22 protein-coding genes are annotated in these 25,407 nt (G+C 71.3%); 15 read left to right on the top strand and 7 right to left on the bottom strand.

What is annotated here, in order from left to right; all coding sequences use genetic code 11:
* Positions 1–31: 31 nt before the first annotated feature.
* From AB0I38_RS29225 to AB0I38_RS29195, 7 genes are all read left to right on the top strand, one after another.
* Complete coding sequence (locus AB0I38_RS29225) at positions 32–844, top strand: enoyl-CoA hydratase/isomerase family protein (RefSeq protein ID WP_358483484.1); 813 nt, start codon at positions 32–34, stop codon at positions 842–844.
* The gene (locus AB0I38_RS29220; protein ID WP_358483478.1) at positions 841–2,484 is read left to right on the top strand and encodes a FadD3 family acyl-CoA ligase; all 1,644 of its coding nucleotides are present in this window, start codon (positions 841–843) and stop codon (positions 2,482–2,484) included. Before AB0I38_RS29225 ends, AB0I38_RS29220 begins: the two co-directional genes overlap by 4 nt.
* Complete coding sequence (locus AB0I38_RS29215; RefSeq protein WP_358483469.1) at positions 2,481–3,242, top strand: acyl-CoA thioesterase domain-containing protein; 762 nt, start codon at positions 2,481–2,483, stop codon at positions 3,240–3,242. Before AB0I38_RS29220 ends, AB0I38_RS29215 begins: the two co-directional genes overlap by 4 nt.
* Before the next feature lie 108 nt (positions 3,243–3,350).
* Positions 3,351–4,556, top strand: coding sequence for an ABC transporter substrate-binding protein (locus AB0I38_RS29210; RefSeq protein WP_358483457.1), 1,206 nt, complete (start codon positions 3,351–3,353; stop codon positions 4,554–4,556).
* 4 nt (positions 4,557–4,560) lie between these two features.
* Complete coding sequence (locus AB0I38_RS29205; protein WP_358483446.1) at positions 4,561–5,418, top strand: branched-chain amino acid ABC transporter permease; 858 nt, start codon at positions 4,561–4,563, stop codon at positions 5,416–5,418.
* Between the two features lie 5 nt (positions 5,419–5,423).
* Positions 5,424–7,262: a branched-chain amino acid ABC transporter ATP-binding protein/permease gene (locus tag AB0I38_RS29200; protein ID WP_358483747.1), complete on the top strand. Its 1,839-nt coding sequence runs from the start codon at positions 5,424–5,426 to the stop codon at positions 7,260–7,262.
* 47 nt (positions 7,263–7,309) lie between these two features.
* The gene (locus AB0I38_RS29195) at positions 7,310–8,029 is read left to right on the top strand and encodes an ABC transporter ATP-binding protein (protein ID WP_358483433.1); all 720 of its coding nucleotides are present in this window, start codon (positions 7,310–7,312) and stop codon (positions 8,027–8,029) included.
* A 188-nt stretch (positions 8,030–8,217) separates the two neighbouring features.
* Here AB0I38_RS29195 and AB0I38_RS29190 read toward each other — a convergent pair whose 3' ends face one another.
* Together AB0I38_RS29190 and AB0I38_RS29185 are read right to left on the bottom strand one after the other, a co-directional pair.
* Complete coding sequence (locus AB0I38_RS29190) at positions 8,218–9,492, bottom strand: acyl-CoA dehydrogenase family protein (RefSeq protein ID WP_358483414.1); 1,275 nt, start codon at positions 9,490–9,492, stop codon at positions 8,218–8,220.
* Between the two features lie 43 nt (positions 9,493–9,535).
* Positions 9,536–10,579, bottom strand: coding sequence for an alpha/beta hydrolase (locus AB0I38_RS29185; protein ID WP_358483397.1), 1,044 nt, complete (start codon positions 10,577–10,579; stop codon positions 9,536–9,538).
* 55 nt (positions 10,580–10,634) lie between these two features.
* Between AB0I38_RS29185 and AB0I38_RS29180 the strand changes: the two genes are divergently transcribed.
* The 4 genes from AB0I38_RS29180 to AB0I38_RS29165 all read left to right on the top strand — a co-directional run bounded on the left by AB0I38_RS29180 (position 10,635) and on the right by AB0I38_RS29165 (position 14,950).
* Positions 10,635–11,783, top strand: coding sequence for an acyl-CoA dehydrogenase family protein (locus AB0I38_RS29180; RefSeq protein WP_358483375.1), 1,149 nt, complete (start codon positions 10,635–10,637; stop codon positions 11,781–11,783).
* Positions 11,784–11,902: 119 nt separating this feature from the next.
* Positions 11,903–12,670, top strand: a complete 768-nt coding sequence (fabG, locus tag AB0I38_RS29175; protein ID WP_358483353.1) for a 3-oxoacyl-ACP reductase FabG — start codon at positions 11,903–11,905, stop codon at positions 12,668–12,670.
* Between the two features lie 31 nt (positions 12,671–12,701).
* Positions 12,702–13,913, top strand: a complete 1,212-nt coding sequence (locus AB0I38_RS29170) for an acetyl-CoA C-acetyltransferase (protein ID WP_358483340.1) — start codon at positions 12,702–12,704, stop codon at positions 13,911–13,913.
* Between the two features lie 8 nt (positions 13,914–13,921).
* Complete coding sequence (locus AB0I38_RS29165) at positions 13,922–14,950, top strand: LLM class F420-dependent oxidoreductase (RefSeq protein WP_358483329.1); 1,029 nt, start codon at positions 13,922–13,924, stop codon at positions 14,948–14,950.
* 23 nt (positions 14,951–14,973) lie between these two features.
* Here the strand turns inward: AB0I38_RS29165 and AB0I38_RS29160 are convergent, their stop codons facing one another.
* Positions 14,974–16,227 (bottom strand): DUF4437 domain-containing protein, encoded by a 1,254-nt coding sequence (locus AB0I38_RS29160; protein ID WP_358483315.1) that lies wholly within the window; start codon positions 16,225–16,227, stop codon positions 14,974–14,976.
* A gap of 335 nt (positions 16,228–16,562) precedes the next feature.
* Here AB0I38_RS29160 and AB0I38_RS29155 point away from each other — a divergent pair, with 335 nt between their 5' ends.
* A complete protein-coding gene (locus AB0I38_RS29155; RefSeq protein ID WP_358483306.1) occupies positions 16,563–18,068 on the top strand; it encodes an RICIN domain-containing protein in 1,506 nt (501 codons plus the stop codon).
* A 667-nt stretch (positions 18,069–18,735) separates the two neighbouring features.
* Here the strand turns inward: AB0I38_RS29155 and AB0I38_RS29150 are convergent.
* Both AB0I38_RS29150 and AB0I38_RS29145 read right to left on the bottom strand, forming a co-directional pair.
* Complete coding sequence (locus AB0I38_RS29150) at positions 18,736–19,119, bottom strand: hypothetical protein (RefSeq protein ID WP_358483297.1); 384 nt, start codon at positions 19,117–19,119, stop codon at positions 18,736–18,738.
* A 573-nt stretch (positions 19,120–19,692) separates the two neighbouring features.
* Positions 19,693–21,024 carry an MFS transporter gene (locus AB0I38_RS29145; protein WP_358483284.1) on the bottom strand — a complete coding sequence of 444 codons (1,332 nt, stop codon included), beginning with the start codon at positions 21,022–21,024 and terminating at the stop codon, positions 19,693–19,695.
* Positions 21,025–21,143: 119 nt separating this feature from the next.
* Between AB0I38_RS29145 and AB0I38_RS29140 the strand changes: the two genes are divergently transcribed.
* On the top strand, positions 21,144–22,004 hold the full coding sequence (locus tag AB0I38_RS29140) for an NAD(+)/NADH kinase (protein WP_358483271.1): 861 nt from the start codon (positions 21,144–21,146) through the stop codon (positions 22,002–22,004).
* Here the strand turns inward: AB0I38_RS29140 and AB0I38_RS29135 are convergent.
* Positions 21,950–23,209: a YibE/F family protein gene (locus AB0I38_RS29135; protein ID WP_358483264.1), complete on the bottom strand. Its 1,260-nt coding sequence runs from the start codon at positions 23,207–23,209 to the stop codon at positions 21,950–21,952. The two genes, AB0I38_RS29140 and AB0I38_RS29135, sit on opposite strands and share 55 nt — an antisense overlap.
* Before the next feature lie 101 nt (positions 23,210–23,310).
* Here AB0I38_RS29135 and AB0I38_RS29130 point away from each other — a divergent pair, with 101 nt between their 5' ends.
* Together AB0I38_RS29130 and AB0I38_RS29125 are read left to right on the top strand one after the other, a co-directional pair.
* Complete coding sequence (locus tag AB0I38_RS29130; protein WP_358483256.1) at positions 23,311–24,024, top strand: DUF72 domain-containing protein; 714 nt, start codon at positions 23,311–23,313, stop codon at positions 24,022–24,024.
* On the top strand, positions 24,025–24,996 hold the full coding sequence (locus tag AB0I38_RS29125) for a magnesium transporter CorA family protein (protein WP_358483244.1): 972 nt from the start codon (positions 24,025–24,027) through the stop codon (positions 24,994–24,996).
* Here the strand turns inward: AB0I38_RS29125 and AB0I38_RS29120 are convergent.
* Entirely contained in the window at positions 24,963–25,376 is a 414-nt protein-coding gene (locus tag AB0I38_RS29120; protein WP_358483227.1) for a DUF1850 domain-containing protein, read from the bottom strand. The two genes, AB0I38_RS29125 and AB0I38_RS29120, sit on opposite strands and share 34 nt — an antisense overlap.
* Between the last annotated feature and the right edge of the window lie 31 nt (positions 25,377–25,407).

The raw sequence follows: 25,407 nt of genomic DNA, 5'->3' as shown, positions 1-25,407 counted from the left end.
CGCGGCAAGAGTCCATCTTTATAATGCTTGCATGCTGAGTGAGTACCCTTCCGTCGGCGGAGTCGAGATCGACCTGACCGGCGGCGTCCTGACGCTGCGCCTGAACGATCCGCGCAGGCGCAACGCGCTGGACGACCGATCGCTGCGCGCGCTCGTCGACGCGCTCGAGCTCGCCCAGAACGACGAGCGGGTGCGCGCCGTGCTCCTGTCCGGAGCGGGCGGCGACTTCTGCAGCGGCTTCGACATCGTCGGGCGCAACGCCGGCCAGGGCACCCGCCCCCGGCCCGGGGCGATCCAGCGCCGGCTGCCCTCCCAGGCCCACCGGCTGATCCCCCAGCTCTGTGAGCTGCAGATCCCGGTCGTGTGCGCGGTGACGGGCTACGCGGTCGGCATCGGGTTCCAGCTCGCGCTCGCCGCGGACTTCGTGGTCGCCGACTCCACGGCCACCTTCTGGCAGCCGTTCGTCACCCGGGGGATGACGCCGGACAGCGGCGCGACCTGGCTGACCACGCGGACGGTCGGGCCACTGCGGGCCCGCCGGCTGCTCATGCTCGGCGAGCGTCTCGACGCCTCCACGGCGCACGAGTGGGGCGTCGTCCACGAGGTCACCGGCCAAGGGGAGGCGGGTGAGGCGGCCGGCGCGCTCGCCGCCCGGCTGGCCGCCGGGCCCACGGTGGCGCTCGGCCTCACCAAGGCCCTCATCAACCAGGCCGCCGACGCCGCCCTGCGCGAGCAGCTGCCGGCCGAGGCGTACTCGCTGGAGATCTCGTCACGCAGCCAGGACTTCCGCGAGGGGCTCAGCGCCTTCGTCGAGAAGCGCGAGCCGAAGTTCGCCGGCCGATGAGCGGTGAGAGGGTGGGGGAGCGGACCATCCCCCGGATGCTGATGGACAGCGCCGAGCGCTTCGGCGACCGGCTCGCCGTCGTCGACGGCGAGACCGAGCTGACCTTCCGCGAGCTGCTGGAGGCGGCCCTGCAGGTCGCCCGCGCCGCCATCGCGCTCGGAATCGAACGCGGCGACCGGGTGAGCCTGTGGGCGCCCAACTCCCACCGCTGGATCGTCGCGTCGCTCGGCCTGCACTGCGCCGGCGCGACCGTCGTCCCCGTCAACACCCGCTACCGCGGCCCCGAGGCCCGCGAGATCCTGACCCGGGTGCGCGCGAAGGCGGTTCTCGTCGACGGCGGCTTCCTCGGCTACGACTACGCCGGTGTCGTCCGCGAGCCGGATGAGGAGGGCGGCGCGTCCCTGGACGATCTCGTCGTGGTGGACATGCTGGGCGCGGGCGCGCCGGGTGACCCGCGCCTGCTCGGCTGGGACGGGTTCCTCGCCCTCGGCGAACGGGTGCCCGCCGAGGCCGCCCGGGAGGCGGCGCTGGCGGTGGAGCCGGACGACCTGGCGGAGGTGATCTTCACCTCGGGCACCACCGGGCGGGCCAAGGGAGTGACGATCCCGCACGGCCCCTCGCTGGACCTCTACCAGACGTACGGCCGCGTCTGGGGGCTGCGGCCCGGCGACCGCTACCTGGTCACGCTGCCGTTCTTCCATACGGGCGGCAACAAGGCCGGGATGATCACGAGCCTCCTCCACGGCCTGACCATCGTGCCGATGGCGGTCTTCGACCCCGTCGAGGCGATGCGGCTCATCGAGGCGCACCGCGTCTCGGTCATGAACGGCTCGCCCACGATCTACTACTCACTGCTGGAGAGTCCCGAGCGGGAGGCGTACGAGCTCGGCTCGCTGCGGGTGGCCGCCACCGGGGCGGCGGTCGTGCCGGTGGCGCTGGTCGAGCGCGCCCGCTCGGAGCTGCCGTTCGAGCACTTCATCACCGCGTACGGGATGACCGAGTGCTTCGGCACGGCCACCATGTGCCGCGCGGGCGACTCGGCGGACGTGATCGCCCGCAGCAACGGCCGGGCCCTGCCGGGCATCGAGCTCCGGATCGTCGACCCTCGCGGCCGGGACCTGCCTGCCGGCGAACCGGGGGAGGTGCTGATCCGCGGCGCCAACGTCACGCCCGGTTACTGGGAGGACCCGGCGGCCACCGAGGAGGCGATCGACGCCGAGGGCTGGCTACGCTCCGGCGACATCGGGACGCTCGACGCGGACGGCAACCTCAAGATCACCGACCGGCTCAAGGACCTGTTCTTCGTGGGCGGGTTCAACGTGTCGCCGGCCGAGGTGGAGCAGGTCCTCGCCCGCCATCCGGCGGTCGTCGAGGTCGCCGTCGTCGGCGTGCCGGACGAGCGGCTGGGGGAGGTGCCCAAGGCCTACGTCGTGCCGCGCAGGGACGCCGAGGCCGACGCCGGGCAGATCATCGCCTGGGCGCGCGAGCGGATGGCGAACTTCAAGGTGCCGCGGATCGTCGAGTTCGTCGCCACGCTGCCGCGCAACGCCAGTGGCAAGGTGCTGAAGGGCGAGCTGCGCGCGCCCGTCGCGGACGGAGACGGCGGCGGGGCCCACGGCAGCGGTCAGGCGACGCCGTGAGCACCCCCGGCTGGCCCCGGGGCGGCCTCGACGCCGGGGCCGGCGTGACGGTGGGCGCCGAGATCTGCGCCCACGGCATCCTCTTCGGCGGCTGGGGGCTCGGGCTGCTCGCCGAGGTCGCCCAGCGGTCGGCGGGCCGCCGGCTGAGCGACCTGTCGGTGAGCTATCTGCGCCCGGTCGCCGAGGGCGCCCGGCTGGAGGTGGGCTGCGAGCTGCTCGCGGCGGGCCGGTCGCTCGGGCACTACCGGCTCGACGCCGTGGACGGCGGGCGGACGGCCCTCACCGGTACGGCGGTGGCCGGACCGGCGGCGGCCGGGCCCGTGGCGCACGCCGGTGGGCCGCCCCGCGTCCCGCCGCCGGAGGACTGCCCCGAGCGCTCGTACCTGTCGGGGCCCGGCACCTCGACGGCGGGCCTGCTCGACGTGCGCCTCGCCCATGAGGAGGCCGGAACGGGCGTCGCCGGGTCGGCGCTGCTGTGGGCCCGCGTGCGCTGCGACCTGGCCGGCGAGGTGCGGCTGGCGGTGGTCAGCGACCATGTGCCCTACCTGCTGCGCCGGGCCTTTCCCTGGCTGGCCCGGGTCGCCACGGTCAGCGCCTCGCTGCGCGTGCTGGGCGGGCCGGTGGCGGAGTGGATCCTGCTGGAGGTGAGCCTGGTGGCGTGCGCCGGGCGCACCGCCGTCGGCAGGGTCGTCATGTGGTCGGCAGGGACCTCGCTGGTCGCCGTCGCCGAGCAGACCACGCGCCTGACTCCGGGTTGACCTGGTGATCGTCCGCGAATTTATCGCCTGACGCATTGCCACCGGGGCCTCACACATGCCAGCCTATGATTTATAGGATTCAATCATAGTAAAGATGGGCAGGATCCGATGAAGGCTCGACAGGCTCGGTGGGCGGCGCTGCTCGCCGCCGCGACGCTGGTGCTCTCCGCGTGCGGCACGTCGGACGACGCGGGAGCGACGGAGGCGAACGAACCCTTCGTCATCATGATGAGCGCGGGCGCCGACGCCGGACCGGTCACCGACCAGCTGCTGACCGCCCTGGTCTCGGCGAAGGCGGGAGTCGCGACGGTCAACGCGGCCGGCGGCGTCAACGGACGCCAGGTGCAGCTCCTGGAATCGCCCGACAACGCCAACCCGACGAAGGCGCTGAGCGCGCTGCGGGCGCAGCTCGCGAAGAAGAAGCCCGACGCCTACATCGTCGGCGCCGGCTCCAACGTCAGCGCCGCCGTCGCGCCGATCCTCAACCAGAACAAGATCCTCTTCATGAACGCCGCCAACATCCCGGCGACCGCGGACCCCAAGCAGCACCCGCTGGCGTTCAACCTGGCCGCCTCGCCCCAGGTGGTGGTCGACGGCTACCTGCCGGAGTTCGAGGCCAAGGGCTACAAGAAGATCGGCATCCTGCACGGCAACTCCGCCTACGCGAAGACGTTCGGCGAGCTGTCCGAGACCACCTTCAAGAAGGCCGGCTACGAGGTCGTCGCGGTCGAGTACGACTCGGCCGCGCTCGACATGACCGCCCAGATCTCCACCCTGCGCGACGCCGCCCCCGACGTGGTCGTCTTCAACGCCTACGGAGCCCCGGCCGGCTACGTCCTCAAGGGCATCACCAAGCTCGGCTGGGACGTCCCGCTGCTGGGCGACACGTCGGTGTCCTCCACGCCGCTGATCACGCAGGAGCCGCCCGTGGGCCTGCTCGGCTCGCCGGACCTGAAGAACCTCACGCTCGAGGTCACCAAGAGCACGGTGTACGACCCGGCGGCCGAGGCCACGAACAAGGCCGTCAAGGCGATGACGGCGATCGGCAAGATCAACGGGTCGATGAACAACTGCCTCAGCTACGACGCGATCCTGCTCATCGCGGCCGCGGCCAAGAGCGCCGGCAGCGCCGACCCGGCGGCCATGGCCAAGGCGCTGGAGGACCCGAAGGTAACCGAGGGCGCCGGTACCGCGATCTACGCGACCTACCCGTACTCGGCGGACTCGCACGAGCCGAAGCTCCCGGTCGACACCCACTCCTTCGCCGCGCCGGGTCCCATCGTGAACGGCCAGCTGGGCTCGCCGGGAAATTAGCGAAATGACGCTCATCTACGCAGGACTGTCGCTTGGCGCGGTGTACGCGCTGGTGGCGATCGGCTACAACATCGTCTTCGTGGCGTCGCGCTCGTTCAACTTCGCGCAGGCGCAGCTGATGATGATCGGCGCCTTCGTCGCGTACACCGGCCATGTGACCCTCGGACTGCCCGCGATCGTCGTCGTCGGGCTGGCGATGATCGTGGTCATGCTCGTGGCCGCGATCCTGGAGAGGGTCGCGGTCCGCCCGGTCGCCGACCACCAGACCCAGCTGATCACGACGCTCGGCTTCGGCACCGTGCTCACCGGCCTCGCCCAGCTCATCTGGGGGTCACAGCCGCTGGACGTCCCGTTCTTCGGCGCCAAGGAGGCGATCACCCTCTTCGGCGGACGCCTCTACTCCTTCGAGCTCGGCCTGATCGTGCTGTCCGTCGTGCTCGTCGCCGTCATCCACTTCTACAACCGCCGGATGATGAGCGGCCTGGCGATCGTCGCCATGTCACAGGACGACGAGGCGGCCGTGCTGCGCGGGATCAACGTGCGCAAGCTCGCGTTCGCCGCGTTCGCCATCACCGGCCTGCTCGCCGGGCTGATGGGCTTCTTCATCGGGCCCAAGACCTTCGCCGTGGCCACGCTCGGATCGGCGCTCGCCCTCAAGGGCTTCGTCGCCCTCGCCATCGGCGGGTTCGGCAGCTTCTACGGCGGACTGGTCGGCGGCTTCGTGGTCGGCCTGGTCGAGGAGCACGCCGCCCGGTATCTCGGCTCGGAGTTCAGCAACCTGAGTGTCTTCCTGATCCTCATCCTCGTGCTGATGCTCCGCCCGACGGGCTTGTTCGGTCAGACACAGGAACGGACGGTTTGACGACGGTGAACTGGTGGAAGACGCTCAGGGCGGTGCCGTCGTGGGTCTATCCCGCGACACTGGGAGTGTTCCTCCTGGTGCTCCCCGCCCTGCAGCCCGAATATTCGGTGACCAGGCAGGTGGAGCTGACGCTCATCCTCGCGCTCATCGTCAGCGGTCTCAACCTCTCGCTCGGATACGCCGGCCAGCTCGCGATCGGCCAGGTGGCCATGTACGCGGCCGGCGCCTACACCGCGGGCATCATCGCGATGGCGGGCGTGACCGACATCCTGGTCCAGCTGCTCGCCGCCGGCCTGGCGGCCCTCGTCGTCGGGATCATCACCGGCATCCCGGGCCTGCGCCTGGGCTCCTGGTCACTGGCCATGACGTCGTTCTTCCTCGTCCTGCTGGTGCCCGACATCGTGTCGATCTTCGAAGAGCACACGGGCGGCCAGCTGGGCCTGTCGGGGATCCCCGGCGCCACCCTGCTGGGGTTCGAGCTCACGCCGACCCACTTCTACCTGACCGTCGTGACCGTGACGATCCTGTGGTTCGCGGCGTTCCGCAACATCATCGCGTCCCGTCACGGCATCGCGTTCCAGGTGCTCAAGCAGAGCCCGGTGCTGGCCTCCTCGGTCGGCATGTCCGTCTTCCGGGTCAAACTCAGCGGCTACGCGACCGGCGCCATCCCCGCCGGTCTCGCCGGCGCGCTCTTCGCGAACCTCGACCTGTTCGTGTCCCTGGAGGCGTTCGGCTTCCACGTCGCGACGGGCGCGCTGGCCGCCTCCATCCTGGGCGGGTCGGTCAGCGTCTACGGCGCCATCCTCGGCGCCGCGGTCGTCGAGTACGCCAGCTCCCAGTCCGACAGCTTCCAGGAGTACTCGCTGGTCTTCTTCGGGCTGTTCCTGCTCATCGGCGGCGTCCTGATGAGCGGCGGAGTCGCCGGGGTGGCCCGCACGTTCGTCGCCCGCCTCGACCGGGCCGCCGGCCTCGCCGGGCGCGGGCCGTCGAAGGCGGGCGACGGCGAGGCCATCCACCGCATCGACGGCGGCCTGCTGGAGGCCACCGCCGTGTCCAAGGCCTTCGGCGGCAACCAGGTGCTCACCGACGTGTCGCTGCGCGCCGAACCCGGCCGCGTCACGGCGCTGATCGGCCCCAACGGATCCGGCAAGACGACCCTGCTCAACCTCGTCTGCGGCTACTACCGGCGCGACGCGGGCGAGATCACCCTGGACGGCACCCCGATCCGGACGGCGGCGACCCACCGCATCGCCCGGCTGGGCGTGGCCAGGACGTTCCAGACCCCGCTGATCCCGCCGGGCATCACGGTCCGCGACGTCGTGGCCTCCGGCCGCTACACGGTCGAGGGCATGTCGTTCGCCGCCGCGATCCTGCGCACGCCCCGCTTCCGGGCCATCCAGCGGCGCGACCGGCAGCGGGCCGACGAGATGCTCAGGCTGGTCGGCCTGGAGGACGTGGCCGACACCGAGGCGGTCACGCTGCCGCTCGGCATGCGACGGATGCTGGAGGTCGCCCGCGCCCTGGTGGCCGAGCCCAAGGTGCTGCTCCTCGACGAGGCCGCGTCCGGCCTGGACGAGGGCGAGGTCGAGACCCTGGCCGGGGTGATCCGCCGGATCCGCGACGCCGGCTGCACCATCATCCTGGTCGAGCACAACTTCGGCCTGGTGCTGTCACTGGCCGACGAGATCGTGGTCCTGGCACGCGGCTCGGTGCTGGCCTCCGGCACGCCGTCCGACATCGCGAACGATCCCCGCGTACGCGACGAGTACCTGGGCGCCAGTGACACCGACGTGCAGCTGGACGACTCGGTCATCTCGGCCGCGGCCCGACAGGAGACCACGTGACCTCCTCCCCACGCCTGAAGCCCGGGGTCTCCAGCGAAGGAAATCCGATGACCGACCCCCTGCTCACGGTCGAGCACCTGGCGACCGGCTACGGCGACCTGCGCGCCGTCTGGGACGTCTCGTTCCAGGTCTGGCCCGGCCGCATCACCGTCCTGCTGGGCCGCAACGGCTCCGGCAAGACCACCTCGCTGCGGGCCGTCGCCGGGCTCAACCCGGTGCACGGCGGCACGATGACCTACGACGGCCGGTCGCTGGAGAGCGTCGCCGCCCACGGCCGGGTCGCCCTCGGCGTGAGCTACGTCCAGGAGGGCAAGCGCGTCTTCCGCACGCAGACCGTCCGCGAGAACCTGCTGCTGGGCGGCTACAGCCTGAAACTCCGCCGCAGGGCGCTGGAGAACGAGCTCGGCAGGATCTACGAGCTCTTCCCGATCCTGCACGACAAGCGCGACGACCCGGCCGGATCGCTGTCCGGCGGCCAGCAGCAGATGGTGGCCATCGGCCAGGCCCTGATGGCCAAGCCGCGCCTGCTCATGCTGGACGAGCCGTCGGGCGGCCTGGCGCCGTCGGTCGTGGCCGAGGTCATGGCGCGCGTCTCGGCGCTCAAGGAATCCGGCCTGGCCATCCTGCTCGTCGAGCAGGCCGTCGAGGCGGCCGTGGACGTCGCCGACCACGTGACGGTGATCGACATCGGCAAGGTCGTGGTCAGCTCGCCGGTCGGCGAGATCGACGACCTGGAACGGATCAAGGACGCCTGCATGGGCCGGTGACCCCGCCGATCCGCGTCGCCCCGGCCGATCCGCGTCGCCCCGGCCGATTCGCGCCGCTCCCGCCGATTCGCGTCGCCTCCGCCGGTGACCTCGCCGATTCGTCTCGGCTCCGTCCGATGACCTGCCCGCCCGCCGGGCAGGTCATCGCCATGTGCGCGCAGGGCGGGGGCTCCCGTCGCGGGCCGCGGTCAGGCCGGCAGCGGGGGCGCGAACGTGTAGGTCATGACCTCGGTGTGCCGCGGGGTCAGTCCGGGGGTGCCGAGGTAGATCCGGCCGGCGTCGACGTAGGTGTGCTCGGCGGTGAACAGATGCTGGCTGGCGGCGTGGGCGTCGCGGAAGCAGCGCTGGATGGCGTGGCCGTCGCGCAATCCCTCGCTGCCGGAGGCCAGATAGACCTCGCGGGTGATCTCGGCGGCCGTGTAGACGGCGTGCGTGGCGGCCACCCGGCAGTCCGCCTGCAGCGCCGGCGTCCGCTCGCCGCCGTCGCGCGCGACCTCGTAGAGCCGGGTGAACGCGTCGTGCGTGAACGCGCGGGCCGCCCGGTAGCGCGCGGTCCACTGCGCGACGTCCCGCTGCACGGCGACGTTCCCGTTCAGCAGGCCCGACGGAGGCCGCTTCTTCACGGCCGCCAGCACGGCGAACTCCTCCAGGGCCCGCTCCGCCACGCCGAGCGCGAAGGCGGCATGCCCCACGCCCGGCAACGACTTCAGGCCCATGGTGTAGAGCGGGCCGCCGCGCAGCGCGTCCATGCCGTCGACCCGCAGAAAGCCCTCATCGACGAACTGCGGCACGACCTCGTAGTCGTAGCTGCCGGTGGCGACGAGCCCCATGACGTCCCAGCCGCCGAGCAGCTCCACCCCGGCGCGCGGGACGACGCCGATCGCGGTCGACGGCCGGCCGGCGGCGTCGAGCACCGGCTCGCCCGACTCGTCGAGGACGCGGTAGCCGCCGAGGAACCAGCCCGCGTGCGACGACCCGCTCGCGAACGCGAACCGGCCCCGCACCTCGAACCCGCCCGGCACGCGCCGCGCGGTGCCCGCCGGAGGAGCCTGGCCGGCGCACATCGGGTTCGGGCTCCCGGCGATCGCGCGGGCGCCCTGCTCGGGCAGCAGGGCGAGCATCGTGCCGGTGCCGCTCATGCTCGCCATCACCGCCCAGCCCGTCGAGCCGTCGGCCCGGGACAGCTCCTGGATGACGTCGATGAGGACCGACGGCTCGGCCTCGGCGCCGCCGTACTCGCGCGGCGCCATCAGCGTCATCGTGCCCGCGGCGACGAGCCGCTCCATCACCTCGTCGTCGACGCGGACGTCACGCTCGGCCTGCCCGGCTCGTTCGATCACGAGCGGCACGATCCCCCGCACCGCGTCCAGGGGATCGCCGTTGGGTCCGTCGAGGCCGCGGGCTCTGACAGGTCCGTCCGGTTCAGCGGCGGCACCGCTGGTGGGCGGCCGGGACGTGGTCATCGCATCTCCTTCTGTTCGAACGGGCTGCTGCCTGGGCGGGCGGTCACGTCACGGACAGCAGGCGGCGGGCCGCCGCGAGAAGGTCCGCGCGGGCGCGCCGGGTGACGGAGGTGTCCGGGAAGGTGCTGACCGCGCCGTGGAAGGTGCCCGGGTAGAGCCGCAACTCGGTGGGAACCCCCGCGTCGGTGAGCCGCTGCGCGTAGGCGATGCCCTCGTCGCGCAGCGGGTCCAGCGAGCACACCGAGACGTACGCTGGTGGCAGCCCGGACAGATCGGCGGCCCTGGCGGGCGCGGCGTACGGCGGAACCGCCTGGCCCGGTGGGAGGTCGCGAAGGTAGTGACGCCAGCTGTCGAGCAGGTTCGCGCGGTTCCACATCGGGCTGTCCGTCAGCCGCGACGACGGCGTGATCGCCCGGTCGTCCAGCACGGGGATGTCGAGCAGCTGGGCGGCGAGCCGCGGGCCATCCTCGTCGCGCGCCTTCACGGCGAGCGCGGCGGCGAGGCAGGCGCCTGCGCTCGCTCCCGCCACGACGACGCGCGCCGGGTCGACGCCGAGGTCAGCGGCGCGCTCGGCCACGTGGCGCAGCACGGCCCACCCATCGTTCACGGCCGCCGGGTAGGGGTGCTCGGGGGCGAGCCGGTAGTCGACCGACAGCACGAGAGCGCCGGTGGCCTCGGCCAGCCGCGCCGGCAGGACGGGATCGCCGTCGGCGTCCCCCATGACGAACCCCCCGCCGTGCAGGTAAACGATCGCCCCCCGCCCGTCCGCCCGTGCGTCGGCCCGTGCGTCCGCCGGGGCACCCGCCGGGGCGTTCGGCCGCGCGCCCGCCTGGGCGACGGGCTGGAAGGTCAGGCAGCGGACCGCCGGGCGCGAGCCGTTCGCGGGCACGGTCAGGGAACCCCGGACCAGCCCGGGAGGCGTCACGAACTCGGGGCGGGCGGCGCGGGCCCGGGCCAGCCGCTCGCGCGCCGCCACTGGATCGCCGATGTCGGTCGGGACCAGCGACCGGGCGAGCTCGGTGAGCTCGGGATCGAGGTAGCCGTTCATGCCCGCACCTACTCGCTGGATCGATGTCCGAAACCTCATCTATGCTATGATTACTATTATTAACTATCAGGGTGGCCTCAGGGAAGGGGCGTGGATGGACAGCGGAGAGTTCGCCTCCGTGCTCGACACAGTCCGGAGTTTCGTGCGTGAGGTGGTCGTCCCCGCCGAGGACCTCATCGAGGAGACCGACGAGATCCCCGAGGCGATCCGCCGCGACGCGGCCGCGATGGGCCTGTTCGGCTACGCACTGCCCGAGGAGTACGGCGGACTGGGCTTCACCGCCCTCCAGGACGCCCGGCTGGCGATGGAGCTCGGCTACACCACCCCGGCCTTCCGTTCGATGTTCGGCACCAACAACGGCATCGCCGGGCAGGTGCTGGTCAACTTCGGCACCGAGCGGCAGCAGCAGGAGTTCCTGCCCAGGATGGCCGCCGGCGAGTGCGTGGCGGCCTTCGCGCTGACCGAGGCCGAGGCCGGCTCCGACCCCAGCGGCCTGCGCACGACCGCCGTCGCCGACGGCGGTGACTACGTCATCAACGGACAGAAGCGCTTCATCACCAACGCCGGCTGGTCCGACATCCTCATGGTCTTCGCCCGCACCGGCGGCCCCGGAGCCGAGGGCATCTCGGTCTTCGTGGTCGACACCGACGCGCCCGGCGTGACCGTGGGACCGCGCGACAAGAAGATGGGCCAGCGCGGCTCGACCACGGCCGAGATCTTCTTCGACGACGTCCGGGTGCCCGCCTCCCGTCTCGTCGGCGAGGTCGAGAGCGAAGGCTTCGCCGCCGCGATGCGTTCCCTGGCCAAGGGCCGCCTGCACATCGCGGCCTGCTGCGTCGGCATGGCCGGCCGGCTCGTCGACGAGAGCGTCTCGTACGCCGCCACCGCGAAACAGGGCGGCACCGTCATCGGCGAGTTCCAGCAGGTCCAGGCCATGCTCGCGGAGTCACAGACGGACCTGCTGGCAGGCCGGGCGCTGGTCCTGGCCGCCGCCGAGGCCTACGACGACGGCAGCGACCGCCGCATCGCGCCGTCGAGCGCCAAGCTCTTCTGCAGCGAGATGGTCGGCCGCGTCGCCGACCGCGCGGTGCAGATCCACGGCGGCAGCGGCTACATCCACGGGGTGCCGGTCGAGCGCTTCTACCGCGACGCCCGCCTCTACCGCATCTACGAGGGCACCAGCGAGGTCCAAAAGGTGATCATCGCCAGGCAGCTCCTCCGCGCCGCGGCGGCCCGCCGATGACCGGTCCGACCGCAGGCAGCCCGACCGCAGGCAGCCCGACCGCAGGCAGCGCGATACCGGGCGGCCCGACACCAGGCAATCCGACCGCAGGCGGTCCGACACCGGGCAGTCCGACACCGGTGGGCCTGAGCGCGGGCCCCGACGTGAGCAGGCTGCTCGACGGCCGCACCGCCGTCGTCACGGGCGGCGCCCAGGGGATCGGGCTGGCCATCGCGCGGACGTTCGTGGCGCAGGGGGCCCGGGTCGTCCTCGGTGACCTCGACGAGGCCCGGCTCGCCGCCGCCGTCGAGGAGCTGGGCGGGGCCGAGGTCGCCGCCGCGGCGGTCTGCGACGTCCGCGACGGTGAGCACGTCGACCGGCTCATGGCGACCGCCGTCGACTCCTTCGGCTCCCTCGACGTGCTGGTCAACAACGCCGGCATCACCCGCGACGCCACCCTGCGGAAGATGACCGAGCAGCAGTTCGACGACGTCATCGGCGTGCACCTCAAGGGCTGCTGGCACGGGCTGCGCGCGGCGGCCCCGATCATGCGTGAGCAGGGGCGCGGGGCGATCGTCAACATGTCGTCCCTGTCCGCCAAGGTCGGCAACATCGGCCAGACCAACTACTCGGCCGCCAAGGCGGGCATCGTCGGCATGACCAAGGCCGCCGCCAAGGAGCTCGCGCCACGCGGCGTGCGCGTCAACGCCGTCCAGCCGGGACTCATCCGCACCCCGATGACCGAGGCCATGCCGCAGCGGATCTGGGACGCCAAGATGAGCGAGATCCCGCTCGGCCGCGCCGGCGAGCCCGAGGAGGTCGCGGCGGTCGTGCTCTTCCTCGCCTCCGACCTGGCGAGCTACCTCACCGGCACGGTCATCGAGGTGACCGGCGGGCGGTCGATGTGATCGCCGTACCCCCATCGAGCAGGAGTGCACTGTGCGTGACGCTGTGATCTGTGAGCCCGTGCGTACCCCGATCGGCCGTTACGGCGGATCGCTCAAGGCGGTGCCGGTGGCCGAGCTCGGCGCGCAGGCGCTGCGCGGCCTGCTCGCCCGCACGGGCATCGAGCCGGACGTGATCGACGACGTCGTCCTCGGGCACTGCTACCCGACGAGCGAGGCCCCGGCCCTCGGGCGCGTGGTGGCGCTGGACGCCGGCCTGCCGATCACCGTGCCCGGCCTCACCATCGACCGCCGCTGCGGCTCCGGCCTGCAGTCCATCCTGTACGCCGCCCGGCAGGTCACGTCCGGCGACGCCGAGCTGGTGATCGCCGGTGGCGCCGAGAGCATGAGCAACGCCGCCCACTTCTCCCGCGACGTGCGCTGGGGCGCCGGTCAGGGTGGGGTCGTCTTCCACGACAGCCTCGAACGCGGCCGGGTCACCGCGGGCGGGCGCCGCCATCCCGTCCCCGGCGGCATGCTGGAGACCGCCGAGAACCTCCGCCGCGAGTACGCGATCCCGCGCGCCGAGCAGGACGCCCTCGCCGTGCTGTCCCACGCGCGGGCCGTCGAGGCGCAGCGCGACGGCAGGTCGGCGGAGGAGATCGTCCCGGTGACCGTGCCCGCCAAGGGCGGCGACGTGGTCGTCGACCGCGACGAGCACCCGCGCGCCGACACCACGCTTGAGGCGCTGGCCCGCCTGCGCCCCATCCGGGCGGCGGCCGACCCCGAGGCGACGGTGACCGCCGGCAACGCGAGCGGCCAGAACGACGCCGCCGCGCTGTGCGTCGTCACGACGTCCGAGCGGGCAGAGGCCCTGGGGCTGCGTCCGCTGGTGCGGCTGGTGTCCTCGGCGGTCGCGGCCGTCGAGCCGCACCGCATGGGCATCGGCCCGGTTCCGGCCACCGCGATCGCCCTCGCCCGCGCGGGCGTCGAACTCGCGGACATCGACCTCATCGAGCTGAACGAGGCGTTCGCGGCGCAGGCCCTCGCCGTGACGCGCGAGTGGGGGTTCGGCGAGAAGGACCTCGACCGCGTCAACCCACGCGGATCCGGCATCTCCCTCGGCCATCCGGTCGGCGCCACCGGCACGCGCATGGTCGGCGCCCTGGCCAGGGAGCTGCACCGCCGCGAGCAGCGCTACGGCCTGGCCACGCTCTGCGTCGGCGGCGGCCAGGGCATCGCGGCCGTCTTCGAGCGGATCGGCTGAGCGGCGTCATGAGCGATCTCGCGCTGGGTCTCGCGCTGGGCTACTGGGGGGCCGGGCCGCCGCCCGGCCTGGCCGGCCTGGTCACGGCCGCCGAACGCCTCGGCTACGACTCGATGTGGGCCGCCGAGGCGTACGGCTCCGACGCGCTCACGCCGCTCGCCTGGCTGGGCGCCGGGACGGAGCGGATGCGGCTCGGCACGTCCATCGTGCAGATGGCGGCGCGCACCCCGGTGGCCACGGCGATGGCCGCGATGACCCTCGACCACCTGTCGGGCGGCCGGTTCACGCTCGGGCTCGGCGCCTCCGGCCCGCAGGTCGTCGAGGGCTGGTACGGCCAGCCGTACCCGAGACCGCTCGCCCGGACCCGGGAGTACGTCGCGATCCTGCGCCAGGTGCTCGCCCGCCAGAAGGTGAGCTTCGACGGCGAGCACTACCGCCTGCCGCACCCCGGCGGCAGCGGCCTCGGCAAGCCGCTGCGGTCGACGATCCACCCGCTGCGCCCGCACCTGCCGATCCTGCTCGCCGCCGAGGGCCCCAAGAACGTGGCGCTCGCGGCGGAGATCGCCGACGGCTGGCTCGCGATGTTCTACTCCCCGTACGACGACGCCTACTACCGTGACGCGCTCCAGGAGGGGTTCGCCCGGCGCGGGGCCACTCCGGAGGCGTTCGAGGTGACCTGCCGGGTGAACATCGAGATCGACGACGACGTGCAGGCCGCGGCCGACCGGGTCCGGCCGATGCTCGCGCTCTACGTCGGCGGGATGGGCGCCAAGGGGGTCAACTTCCACTACCAGGCGTTCGCCCGCATGGGCTTCGAGGCCGAGTGCGCTCGCGTCCAGGAGCTCTACCTCGGCGGGCGCAAGGCGGAGGCCGCCGCGGCGATCCCGCTGGCCATGGTGGAGAAGGTCGCCCTGGTGGGCCCCCGCGAGAAGATCGCCGAGGAACTCGGCGCCTGGCGATCGTCGCTCGTCACCACGATGCTGGTCTCCGGCGACGAGCCCCGCCTGGCCGCGATAGCCGACCTCGTCCACGGCTGACCGCCTGGTTCGCCACGGAGCGGTCACATGCCGTCGGCGTCCCATCGGCCGCGCGAGCGGCTGCGGACGGGGAGGCTCGACAGGATGGGGGCCGGGATGGGGTCGCCGCTCTTCCACACCCGGCCGCGACCCCAGTTGTGGGCGTGCTCGTCGGTCCGCTCGTCGGCGTGTTCGAGCGCGGCGGGATCCACCCCCCAGTCGACGGCGGGCACGTCGTGACCGTGCTCGTGGTCATGGTCGTGGCTGTGGTCGTGGCTGTGGTCGTGCCCGGGGCCGTGGCCACCCTGCAGCCGAGCGGCGTCCACGGCCTTGGCCAGCGCCAGGAGGCTCGGGTCGGTGCCCTGGCCGTGCTGCGTGTAGTCGTCGTCCACCGCGCCCTGCTCTCGCTGGTACTCCAGCGCCGTCACCAGGTCGGCGATGTCCTTCTCACTGCGACGTCCGGGGCCGGAGCCGAGGTCGTGCGACGACGCGGACCACCGCAGCGGCGCCTCGCCCGGCCCGTAGTTGAGCGCCTCGCCGCCCCAGCGGACCCACTCGTTCTGCGTGTACCAGTTGAACAGCTCGCCATCGGAGCGCAGCAGCCAGGTGGTGCCGCCCTCCATGGTGGTGAAGTGGCCGTGCTTGATCCGGGCCGGGCGGAAGAAGTAGGTGCCGAGGTCCAGGGTGCCGAAGTTGTACTCCATGTGCCCCTGGGTGGTGTACGCCTCCTCGTAGCACGGGTGGTGGGCCAGGCGATGGTCGGCCCAGCCCTCCTGGGCGTGCACCAGGCGAGTGTAGAAGCCGGTGCCCGGATCGACGTGCAGATACTTGATGAACAGGCCGGGCATCGGCCCGGGGTTGGGCACCGCGTCCCAGGTCATGGCCTCGCTGTCGATGACGAGCACGTCCTCGCGGGCGCCCGGCCGGCGGGGGTGCGCCAGGGACTCGACCGGGTCGAACCCGGCGTCGCCGTACTCGCGGTAGTGCAGGATCCTGGTGCCCTCGGCGAACGTGATGGCGTCGGTGGGCACCCCCTTCGGGGCGTAGACGTACCCGCCCTTGCCGATCTCGCGCCCGCCGTACGTCATCGACCCGTCGAGCACGTAGTACTCGGTGTTGGCGTGATGGATCCCCGGCCCGCGACCCCAGTCAGTGTGGAAGTCGACCCGTAACGACGAGGAGCCGTCCTCCTCGTCCACGGACAGCCGGCGCTCACTCGCCCGCCCCTCACCGTTGACGAGCTCGGCGCCATGCCATACGTAGTCGTCTTCCTGAATCAGCTCGACATGGGGCCGCACCGTGGTTCCTTCCGCCGCCGTACGGATGTTCCGGAAAGCGAAACACCGTTTCCATCCATCGTCGAGCGTATGCGGCCCGGCGATCGACGGTCAAGACGGCTCCTCCTCCATCCCGCAGAGGGAGGCAGAAGATTCCAAGAACGACCGGGAGCACCTCACTTCGGACCCTCTGGGGGTGAACGCTCTTCTCGGGACATCCCGTCAGCGGCCTCGCCGGGGATCGAACAGCGAACGGTCGTTCGTCGAAATGCTCGGCACGGACACGTTTGTCGCGAAGCACCCGCTGTGTGATCATGATCGGCGATCAGATCACTGACGGACGTCAGGAGAGAACCATGTCCGTGCACATACGCCGCCTGATGGCATTCCTCGCGGTGCTGGTCATGGCGGCGGCGAGTCCGTTAGCCGGCCAGGCCTTCGGCTGGGCGGGGCCGGCGGAGGCCCGTGCGAGCGCTGTGCCCCCGAACTTCGTCCACCGGGAAGGCAAGGACCTGAAGCTGGACGGGCGACCATACCGGTTCGTGGGCTTCAACGCCTTCGGCATGACCGGCTGCGCGACCGGGACCGCGTGGACCCAGGCCGAGCTCGATGCCTACTTCAGCGGGCTCCCGCCCGCGGCCATGACCCGCACCTGGGCGTTCGAGTGGTTCGGCGTCGAGGCTCTGGACCGGATCGTCGCATCGGCCGAGGCTCACGGCCAGAAGCTGATCTTCTCGCTGGCCAACCAGGGGCAGGATTGCGGCGAGTCCGACAAGGATCTGGCCTGGTATCGGACCGGCTATCAGGGCGGCTACCTGTCCTGGGTGACCACGGTGGTCTCACGCTTCAAGGACTCACCCGCTATCGGCATGTGGGAGCTCATCAATGAGCCGGGCAACGGACTGGCGCTCGACGTCACCACGTTGAAGAACTTCTTCGACGCCACCGCCGCCGCCATCAAGCGCATCGACCCCCACCACCTGGTGGAGACCGGCACCATGGCCGAATACGCCCATCCGGACAAATACACCAACTATGCGATCCTTCACAGTGGCCCCGACATCGATGTGGGCAGCCTGCACGAGTACGACCAGGACCACAGCGATCAGATCGTCTCCCGGCACCTCGCGCCCACGATGACGCCGGTGTACAAGCTCAACAAGCCGTTCATCATCGGGGAAGCCGGGATCGTCGCCGGACCGGGCTGCGCCATCTCCCTGGCCACCCGGGCCACGATGTTCAAGCGGGAGTTCGATGGCGACTTCCTGTCGGGCGCGGCCGGGGTGTTGATCTGGACCTACTCGCCCAACGCCCGATCGGTCGATCCCGCGCAACAGTGCATGCACCAGGTCCGTCTCCCGGACTCCGACCCGACCATCGCGATGGTTCGGAACTACATCGCCCCGGCGACGGTCACCGCGCCCACCGGCCCCCGGGCCATCAAGCTTCGCGGGGTCGCCAACGGGTGCCTGGACGTGCCGTCATCCTCCACCAGCGACGGCACTGTGATCCAGCTGTACACCTGCAACAACACCGGAGCGCAACGCTTCACGTTCCAGCCGGCGACCGACGGCTTCTACCGCATCCTCAACCAGACCAGCGGCAAGTGCCTCGACGTGGGAGGCAAGCTGGACGAACTCAACGCGCCTGTCCGGCAGATGACATGCGCGTCCACGCTCGTGGCCGCGCCCAACCAGCAGTTCCGGCTCGAGCCCACGGACAGCGGGTACTACCGTGTGATCCCCCGGCACAGCATCATGTGCTTCAGGATGAAGGACGGCAGCACTGCCATCCGCACGCAGTTGACCCAGTACGACTGCAAAACCCCTCTGTTGATGACCCAGCAGTACGCGATCGGCTGACATCCGCCTGTTCCGGCGCATGCCGGGACCGTATGGCTTCAACTCTGCTCTGTCGCGCACCAGCCAGTTGCCGCATCCCGGCTTTCTCGGGACGCCATCCTCCGCCCGCCGGGGCTCCACACTACGGATCCTGCTCTCAGGTGACGTATAAGGCTGGATGGGCGGTCGCCCCGCGAGGGATGTCTCGCGGGGCGATGAGGACTTTGACCAACACCAAGCTCGGCAAGCCGGCGTCGGCGTTGCGACTCCTCGTAGGGGCGATGAGGACCGCATCACCCCGCAGGACCGGCCTCTCGCATGGCGGTTGCGACCCCTCGTAGGGGCGATTAGGACCGGAAGGAGCGACCCCGTGAGAGAGCCAACTCGCGAGTTGCGACCCCTCGTAGGGGTGATGAGGACCCCAGAGTAAAGGCGCAGGTCACCGACCCAGCAGTGTGGCCAGTCGAGCTGCGTTTTGCAGTGAACCTCCGGTTGTGCACGGGAGCCCGGAGGTTTGCTGCAAAATTCATGATCAACAAGTTGAACAGATCGCTTGCAGCGTACCGCTGAACGCGCCAACGACGCACGGTTGACTGAAGCGACCCGGGCAGAGGGCGCGGGCGGTCGCCCCGCGAGGGGTGCCTCGCGGGGCGACGTCATCGCATGGCCTCGTCAGGGCCCGGTGAGATCACCGATTGCGGTTGATGTTCTCGTTGCGGTTGATGTTCTCGTTCCTGTTCAGGTTTTCGTTCCTGTTCAGGTTCTCGTTGCGGTTCCGGTTCTCGTTCCGGTTCATGTTCTCGTTGCGGTTGCCGCTGCCGCCGCCACCGTTGCGGTCCTGGCACCACTGGCGCCGCCACTCACCGTGGGAGCGGCAGTAGTAGCACCTTCTACCGTTGCGCCAGCGCCACTCGCACCTACGGGCCGAGCTCTGCGGCGTGATCGAGGCGTGCTGGCTGGTGGTCGCGTACGTGTCCGATGAACTTGAGGCGCTGGCCGGCATGGCGGCGAAGGTTCCTGCGACGATCGTGGATCCCGCCATCGTGGCGGTGATGAGCAGACGCTTGAGCATCAGAGAACACTCCCTGAATGTTGTCGAGCCCAGATGCATGGGATCGGGTGAGCGTCGGAATCGGTTTTCCCGGGATGCGCCGATGTGGCGCGCTGAACATTTCTCAGAGTAAGCACGACGCCCGGCGGCGGTCTTCCGGAGAGCGGCAAAGCCTCATTTCGGCCTCTCATTACCTGAAAGTGATTTGTCGGATATCCCTGCAGGCTGCGGCCTTGCGAGCCGAGAACGGCCGGCTGATACCGAGTCCGGAATGCGTTCTCCTGATCGGAGGAGTTCTCGCGGATTCCCGAGTGCCATCAATGGTGGGCCAGTGACACGGTAAATGGAGGGAAAGGGCACCTGGAGCCCCAAGGTACGGACGACGTCGCCCGCGCGGAACGGTTTCCTGTGGAAAGGCCGTTCCGCGCCTCCGGAGGCCCCGGTGAGCTTCCGGAATTCGTACATTCTGGCGTTCCGCGGGTTTGGCCGGTCGGCCGCGGAAGCCCGATCGGGCGCAACCCCACCATCGTCAACGCCCGTCCCACGGGAGCCGCCGGCACTCCTGGTCCCGGAGGACTCCACGGCCCCAAGGTCTCAGGACGTCACCGGCACGAGACGGGCGTCGTCGTGCGGGTCGTCGAGGCGGGCCAGCCGGGTCTCGCCCCGCCACCGCATCAGCAGCACGGCCGCCACCAGCATCAGCGCCCCCGCCCAGCAGACCGCCGTGCGCGGGCCGAGCCGGTCCGAGACGAACCCCTGGACCAGCCCTCCGATCGGGAAGGACGCGGTGTAGCACATGATCCGGCAGGCCATCACCCGGCCGCGCATGTGGTCGGCCACGATGACCTGCATCGAGGTGTTCAACGCCGAGACGACCGCCAGGAAGCACCCGCCGACCACCACCAGCGCGACCACGCCGAACACGTAACCGGGAGCGATGCCGAAGGCCACGATGCCCAGGCCGTAGATCAGCAGGCCCCAGCGCACCACCTGCCCGAGGCTCACCTTGTGGTTCCAGCCCGAGACCAGGGGCGCCGCGATGACCGCGCCGAGCCCGAACGCGGCGTTGAGGATGCCCAGCCCGACCGGCCCCACCCCGAAGACGCTCTCCGCGAACACCACGGTGAACTGGAAGATCGGGTTGCCCAGCACGCCCACCAGGACGGAGACCACCAGCGCCATGACCAGCCCCGGCCGGCGGCGTATGTAGCCGAGTGCGGCGAGGAACCGGCGGGTGACGCCTCCCGATGTGGGATGCGCGGGCCGGGCCGGGGTGGTGCGGATCAGCGTCAGCGCGCCGAGCACGAACAGGAAGGACACGGCGTTCAACAGGAACGTCCACGAGGGCCCCAGTACGGCGAGCAGCAGCCCGGCGAGCGCCGGGCCGATCGAGCGGGCGGCGTTGAACTGCAGGGAGTTGAGCGTCACCGCCGAGTGCAGGTCACCGCGGGGCACCAGGTCGCTGACGAACGACTGCCAGCTCGGCAGGTTGATGCCCGCGAAGACGCCCCCGACGCCGACCAGCAGGAGCAGGACGACCGGCTGGTGCCATCCCGAAATCCAGCACGCCCAAAGCAGCAGCGCCGAGAGAGCCATCCCGGACTGCGTGAACAGCAGGACCCGCTTGCGGTTGCGGCGGTCGGCCATCGACCCGCCCGCCGGGGCCAGGAAGATGCCGGGCAGGAACTGCGCGACGCTCACCAGGGCGACCCACAGGGCGCTCTCGGTGATCTGGTAGAGCACGTACGGCACCGCCAGGTTGCTCAGCCAGCTCCCCGTGTTGGAGACCAGGGCGCCACACCAGAAGATGGTGAAGTCCCGCTGCCGGAAGGCGCGGAACGAGTGGCGCACCCCCCGGGGCGCCTCCCCGTCGGCCTGCGTCTCACCCGTGTCGCTCGCGGACCTTGAGCGTCGTTCCCGTTTCACGCCTGACATTCCTCCTTGCTGGGGGACGTACGCGTTCTGTTGTAGTTTCCTGCGGAAAGCCCCAGCGACGGGGGAGTTCCGGCGAAGGGCCTGGCAGCAGCCCCCGTAGGGTGGTCCCCATGGGGATGGTCGGGACGGTCGGGCTGGTGCTCCACCCGCAGCGCGACTCCGCGGAGGCGATCGACACGATCATGCGCTGGGCCGGCGAGAGAGGCGTCACCGTGCTCGGGCTGCCCAAGGAGGTGGGCCGCATCGACTGCAGCGCCGTGGGCGTCGACGCGGCCACGCTGGCCGAGCGGGCCGACCTGGTGGTGAGCCTCGGCGGCGACGGCACCATGCTGCGCACGATGCGGCTGATCGCCGGACGGCCCACGCCGGTGCTCGGCGTCAACCTCGGGCGGCTCGGCTTCCTGGCCGAGATCGACGTCTGCGACCTGCACGCCACCCTGACGGCCATCGACGCCGACGACTACACCGTCGAGCCCCGCATGGCGGTGCGCACCACGCTCGGTGCGGGCCGCCAGGTGATCGCGTTCAACGACATCGCGCTGGCCCGCATCCCCGGCGAGGGGCTGACCGTCGTCTCCGTCGCGCCGGGCGGCGACCCGTTCGTCAGATACGCCGCCGACGCGGTGATCGTGGCCACCTCCACCGGCTCCACCGCCTACAGCTTCTCCGCCGGCGGGCCGATCGTCTCCCCCCGCGTGGAGGCCGTGCTGGTCGTCCCGGCCGCCGCCCATTCGGCCTTCAACCGGGCCCTGGTGCTGCCCGCCGACGAGCAGGTGGAGCTGGAACTGCTGCCCACCTGCGGGCGGCTGGCCGTCGAGGTCGACGGCGCCGTCCTGGGGCACCTGGGCCCGGGCGACCGGATCACGGTGACCGCCCTGCCGGGCGCGGCCCGGGTGGTGCGGCGCGGCACCACGTTCTACGAGCGCGCCCGCCGCAAGCTGCGGGTCGGCGGCAGCGCCGAGGCCGGCTGACCGCCGTGGGCGCCGGGCCTGCGGGGCGCGTCCTCCGGGTCGCGCCGCGTCGCCACCAGCGCCGCGAGGGCCGTGGTGATCGGCACCGCCGAGATCAGGCCCAGCGTGCCCACCACGCTGCGGACGATCTCCTGGGCGATGACCGGGGTGGTCAGCACCTCGCCCAGCGGCTGGTCGCCGACGCTGAAGAGCAGCAGCAGGGGCAGCGACGCTCCCGCGTACGCCAGGATGATCGTGTTGATCACCGAGGCGATGTGCGCCCGGCCGACCCGGCTGCCCGCCCGGTAGAGGCGGCGGAACCGGTAGGACGGGTTGGCCGCCGCCAGCTCGGTGACCGTGACCGCCTGCGTGACCGTGACGTCGTCCAGCACGCCCAGCGCGCCGATGATGATGCTGGCCAGCAGCAGCCCCTGGGTGTCGATCGACAGGCTGAGGTCGAGCGTGAACGAGCTGTCGTCGCTGATGCCGCTGAGCCGGGCGAACCCGATGGCGGCGTAGGAGAGCAGCCCGGTGAGCGTGAGGCTGGCGAGCGTGCCGAGCACGGCCATCGAGGTGGTCAGCGTGAAGCCGTGCGTCAGGTAGAGCACGGTCAGCATGATCGCCGCCGCGCCCACGATGGCCACCAGCATGGGCGGCTCGCCGCCGAGGATGCCGGGGATCACGAACGTGAGCAGCAGCACGAACGTGATCGCCAGCCCGGCGAGCGCCGTGAGCCCGCGCCAGCGGCCGAAGGCGATCACCGCCAGCGCGAAGGCCAGCCCGAACAGCCACAGCGGCGTCGACCGGTCGTGGTCGGAGATCTGGTAGCCGGGCTCGCCTGACTCGCCGTCCTGGACCCGGATGAGCACCACGTCGTCGCCGGCGGCGAACCGCTGGGCGCCCGGCCCGGTCGGCAGCCGCAGCGTCAGCTCGCGCCCGAGGTCGGGCCCGCCGCCCACCTTGACGGTGGCGTCGCCGCAGGTGGCCGGGTCGGAGCGGGGCGCGCCCTCCGACTGCTCGGGGCACGGTTCGAGGAGCACGGCCGTGATCGTCCCGGTGAGGCGCTCGACCCCGGCGGTGGGCTCCCGCGCGGGCTGACCGGAGGGCCAGAGCCATACGAGCATCGCCAGCGTCACGACCGCCACCGGCACCAGGACGGCGAGCGTCGCCACGACCGCCCGCCGTGAGCCGGGCAGGGCGGCGCCGTGCCCGTGATCACCACCCATCGAGACCCCTTCTCCCGTGCCACGAAGTCCGTGCCACGAAGGGTGACAGTAGTGCACCCGGAGGGTGGGTAGTCGCCGGTCTCACGGGTAGTCGCAGGGGTATGACGACGCTGGTGGGCACCTGCGGGTGGCAGTACGGCGACTGGCGCGGCGTCCTGTACCCCAAGGGTGTCCCGCAGCGGCTGTGGCTGGCGACCTACGCCGGGACGTTCCCCACCGTGGAGGTCGACAACGCCTTCTACCGGCTGCCGGCGCCGCACACGTTCGCCAAGTGGCGCGAGGAGACCCCCGACGGGTTCGTGATCGCGGTCAAGGCCAGCAGGTACATCACCCACATCAAGCGGCTGACCGACCCCGAGGAGCCGGTGGAGCACCTGATGGCGGCCGCCTCCCAGCTGAAGGACAAGCTCGGGCCGATCCTGCTGCAGCTGCCGCCCACGCTCAAGGCCGACCCCGGGCGGCTCGACCGGTGCCTGGCCTGCTTTCCGGGCGACGTGCGGGTGGCCGTCGAGTGCCGGCACGACTCGTGGTGGACCGACGAGGTGCGTGACGTCCTTCACGCCCGAGGGGCCGCGCTGTGCTGGGCGGACCGCCTCGGCCGTCCGGTCGCGCCGCTGTGGCGCACCGCCTCCTGGGGCTACCTGCGCTTCCACGAGGGGCGGGCCCATCCCCCTCCCTCGTACGGCGACGAGGCGCTGAAGACGTGGGCCGGCCGGGTCAGGGACGCCGGTTGGCAGGACGCCCACGTCTACTTCAACAACGACCTCGGTGGCGCGGCCGTGCGCAACGCCTCCAGGTTTGCGAGACTCGTTTAGGTGTACACCCGCCTGTATCGCCACGGCGTCCTCGAAAAGGAAGGCTTCCCGATCGCGGAGGTCTCCGACTACGTGAGCGATCCGGATAATACGGTCTGGTTCGACCTGTGCCGCCCGACGCCCGAGGAGCTCGGCGCGGTGGGGGAGGAGCTCGGCCTGCACGAGCTGGCCGTCGAGGACGTGGTGTCCGAGCGCCAGCGCCCCAAGGTGGACATCTACGACAACCACTTGTTCCTCACGGTCTACGGCATCCATCTGGACGGAGACCGGCTCGCCCCGGTCGAGGTCGACGTCTTCGTCACCGCCAACGCGCTGGTCACGATCCGCGAGAACGCCGGGTTCGACATCGCCGAGGTGGTCAAGCGCTGGGACGCCTTCCACCGGCTCGCCGGCCACGGCGTCGTCTACCTGCTGCACGGCCTGCTCGACTACGTGGTCGACAGCCACCTCGACTACGTCGAGAACCTCGACGGCCAGGTCGACGACCTGGAGGAGTCGCTTTTCGAGGAGGCGAACCGGGTAGGCGCCCGCGAGCTCCAGCGCACCGTCTACACGCTGCGCCGGAACGCCGCCATGTTCCGCAAGATCGCCCTGCCCATGCGTGAGGTGATCGGCACCCTGCTGCGCCGCAAGCAGGACCTGCTGGTGGACCCGGAGATGACGCCCTACTTCTACGACGTCTACGATCACACGCTGCGGGTCGACCAATGGATCGACTCCCTGCGCGACCTGATGGCCAACCTGCGCGAGACCCGGCTGGCCCAGCAGGGCTTCCGGCTCAACGAGATCATGAAGCGCCTCACCGGCTGGGCGGCGGTGATCGCCGTGCCGACCGCCATCACCGGCTTCTACGGGATGAACGTGCCCTACCCGGGCGAGGGCCAGCCGTGGGGCTTCTGGTTCTCCTCCGTCCTGGTGGCCGTCAGCTCTGTCGCCCTCTACGTGGCGTTCAAGAAGAGGGACTGGTTGTAGGGCGGCGGGCACGGTCCGCCCCGGCCCGTCGCCGTGAGCGCGACCGCCAGTCGCACCTGCCTGGCGCCCGAGGCGGGGTAGAGCTGCAGGCAGCGGCCGCCCGCGACCAGGGTCCTGCGCCCGATCGGCGTGGCGATCAGCGGCAGCTCGTCGTACGTGGCGGGCGTGGCCAGGCGGAGCATCCACCCGCCGCCGGGCAGGCGGCTGCGCACGCCGTCCAGCGCGTAGTAGTCGAGCACGCCGCCGCTGGTGGAGACGACGGCCCGCATGGTGAAGCGGCGCCCCCGGACCGTGAACAGCTCGGCCGAGGGCGCGCGGTAGACCGAATGCACGTAGGCCAGTGCGAAGACCCCCGACTCGGACAGGACCAGCCCGTGCACCGCCGGCAGCCCGGCTCCCGAGGCGGAGCCG

This window comes from Nonomuraea cavernae, from assembly GCF_040655715.1.
GTDB classification, from domain to species: Bacteria; Actinomycetota; Actinomycetes; order Streptosporangiales; family Streptosporangiaceae; genus Nonomuraea; species Nonomuraea cavernae_A.
Note: the sequence above shows the minus strand (reverse complement) of the source record. Positions and strands in the feature narration are given on the sequence as shown.

Excerpts from the sequence above, each read along its gene's own strand:
- AB0I38_RS29220 (WP_358483478.1), top strand. The coding sequence starts at position 841 with ATGAGCGGTGAGAGGGTGGGGGAGCGGACCATCCCCCGGATGCTGATG.
- AB0I38_RS29205 (WP_358483446.1), top strand. The coding sequence starts at position 4,561 with ATGACGCTCATCTACGCAGGACTGTCGCTTGGCGCGGTGTACGCGCTG.
- AB0I38_RS29210 (WP_358483457.1), top strand. The coding sequence starts at position 3,351 with ATGAAGGCTCGACAGGCTCGGTGGGCGGCGCTGCTCGCCGCCGCGACG.
- AB0I38_RS29165 (WP_358483329.1), top strand. The coding sequence starts at position 13,922 with ATGAGCGATCTCGCGCTGGGTCTCGCGCTGGGCTACTGGGGGGCCGGG.
- AB0I38_RS29140 (WP_358483271.1), top strand. The coding sequence starts at position 21,144 with ATGGGGATGGTCGGGACGGTCGGGCTGGTGCTCCACCCGCAGCGCGAC.
- AB0I38_RS29150 (WP_358483297.1), bottom strand. The coding sequence starts at position 19,119 with ATGCTCAAGCGTCTGCTCATCACCGCCACGATGGCGGGATCCACGATC.
- AB0I38_RS29155 (WP_358483306.1), top strand. The coding sequence starts at position 16,563 with ATGTCCGTGCACATACGCCGCCTGATGGCATTCCTCGCGGTGCTGGTC.
- AB0I38_RS29185 (WP_358483397.1), bottom strand. The coding sequence starts at position 10,579 with ATGAGGTTTCGGACATCGATCCAGCGAGTAGGTGCGGGCATGAACGGC.
- AB0I38_RS29130 (WP_358483256.1), top strand. The coding sequence starts at position 23,311 with ATGACGACGCTGGTGGGCACCTGCGGGTGGCAGTACGGCGACTGGCGC.
- AB0I38_RS29180 (WP_358483375.1), top strand. The coding sequence starts at position 10,635 with ATGGACAGCGGAGAGTTCGCCTCCGTGCTCGACACAGTCCGGAGTTTC.
- AB0I38_RS29190 (WP_358483414.1), bottom strand. The coding sequence starts at position 9,492 with ATGACCACGTCCCGGCCGCCCACCAGCGGTGCCGCCGCTGAACCGGAC.
- AB0I38_RS29195 (WP_358483433.1), top strand. The coding sequence starts at position 7,310 with ATGACCGACCCCCTGCTCACGGTCGAGCACCTGGCGACCGGCTACGGC.
- AB0I38_RS29225 (WP_358483484.1), top strand. The coding sequence starts at position 32 with ATGCTGAGTGAGTACCCTTCCGTCGGCGGAGTCGAGATCGACCTGACC.
- AB0I38_RS29135 (WP_358483264.1), bottom strand. The coding sequence starts at position 23,209 with ATGGGTGGTGATCACGGGCACGGCGCCGCCCTGCCCGGCTCACGGCGG.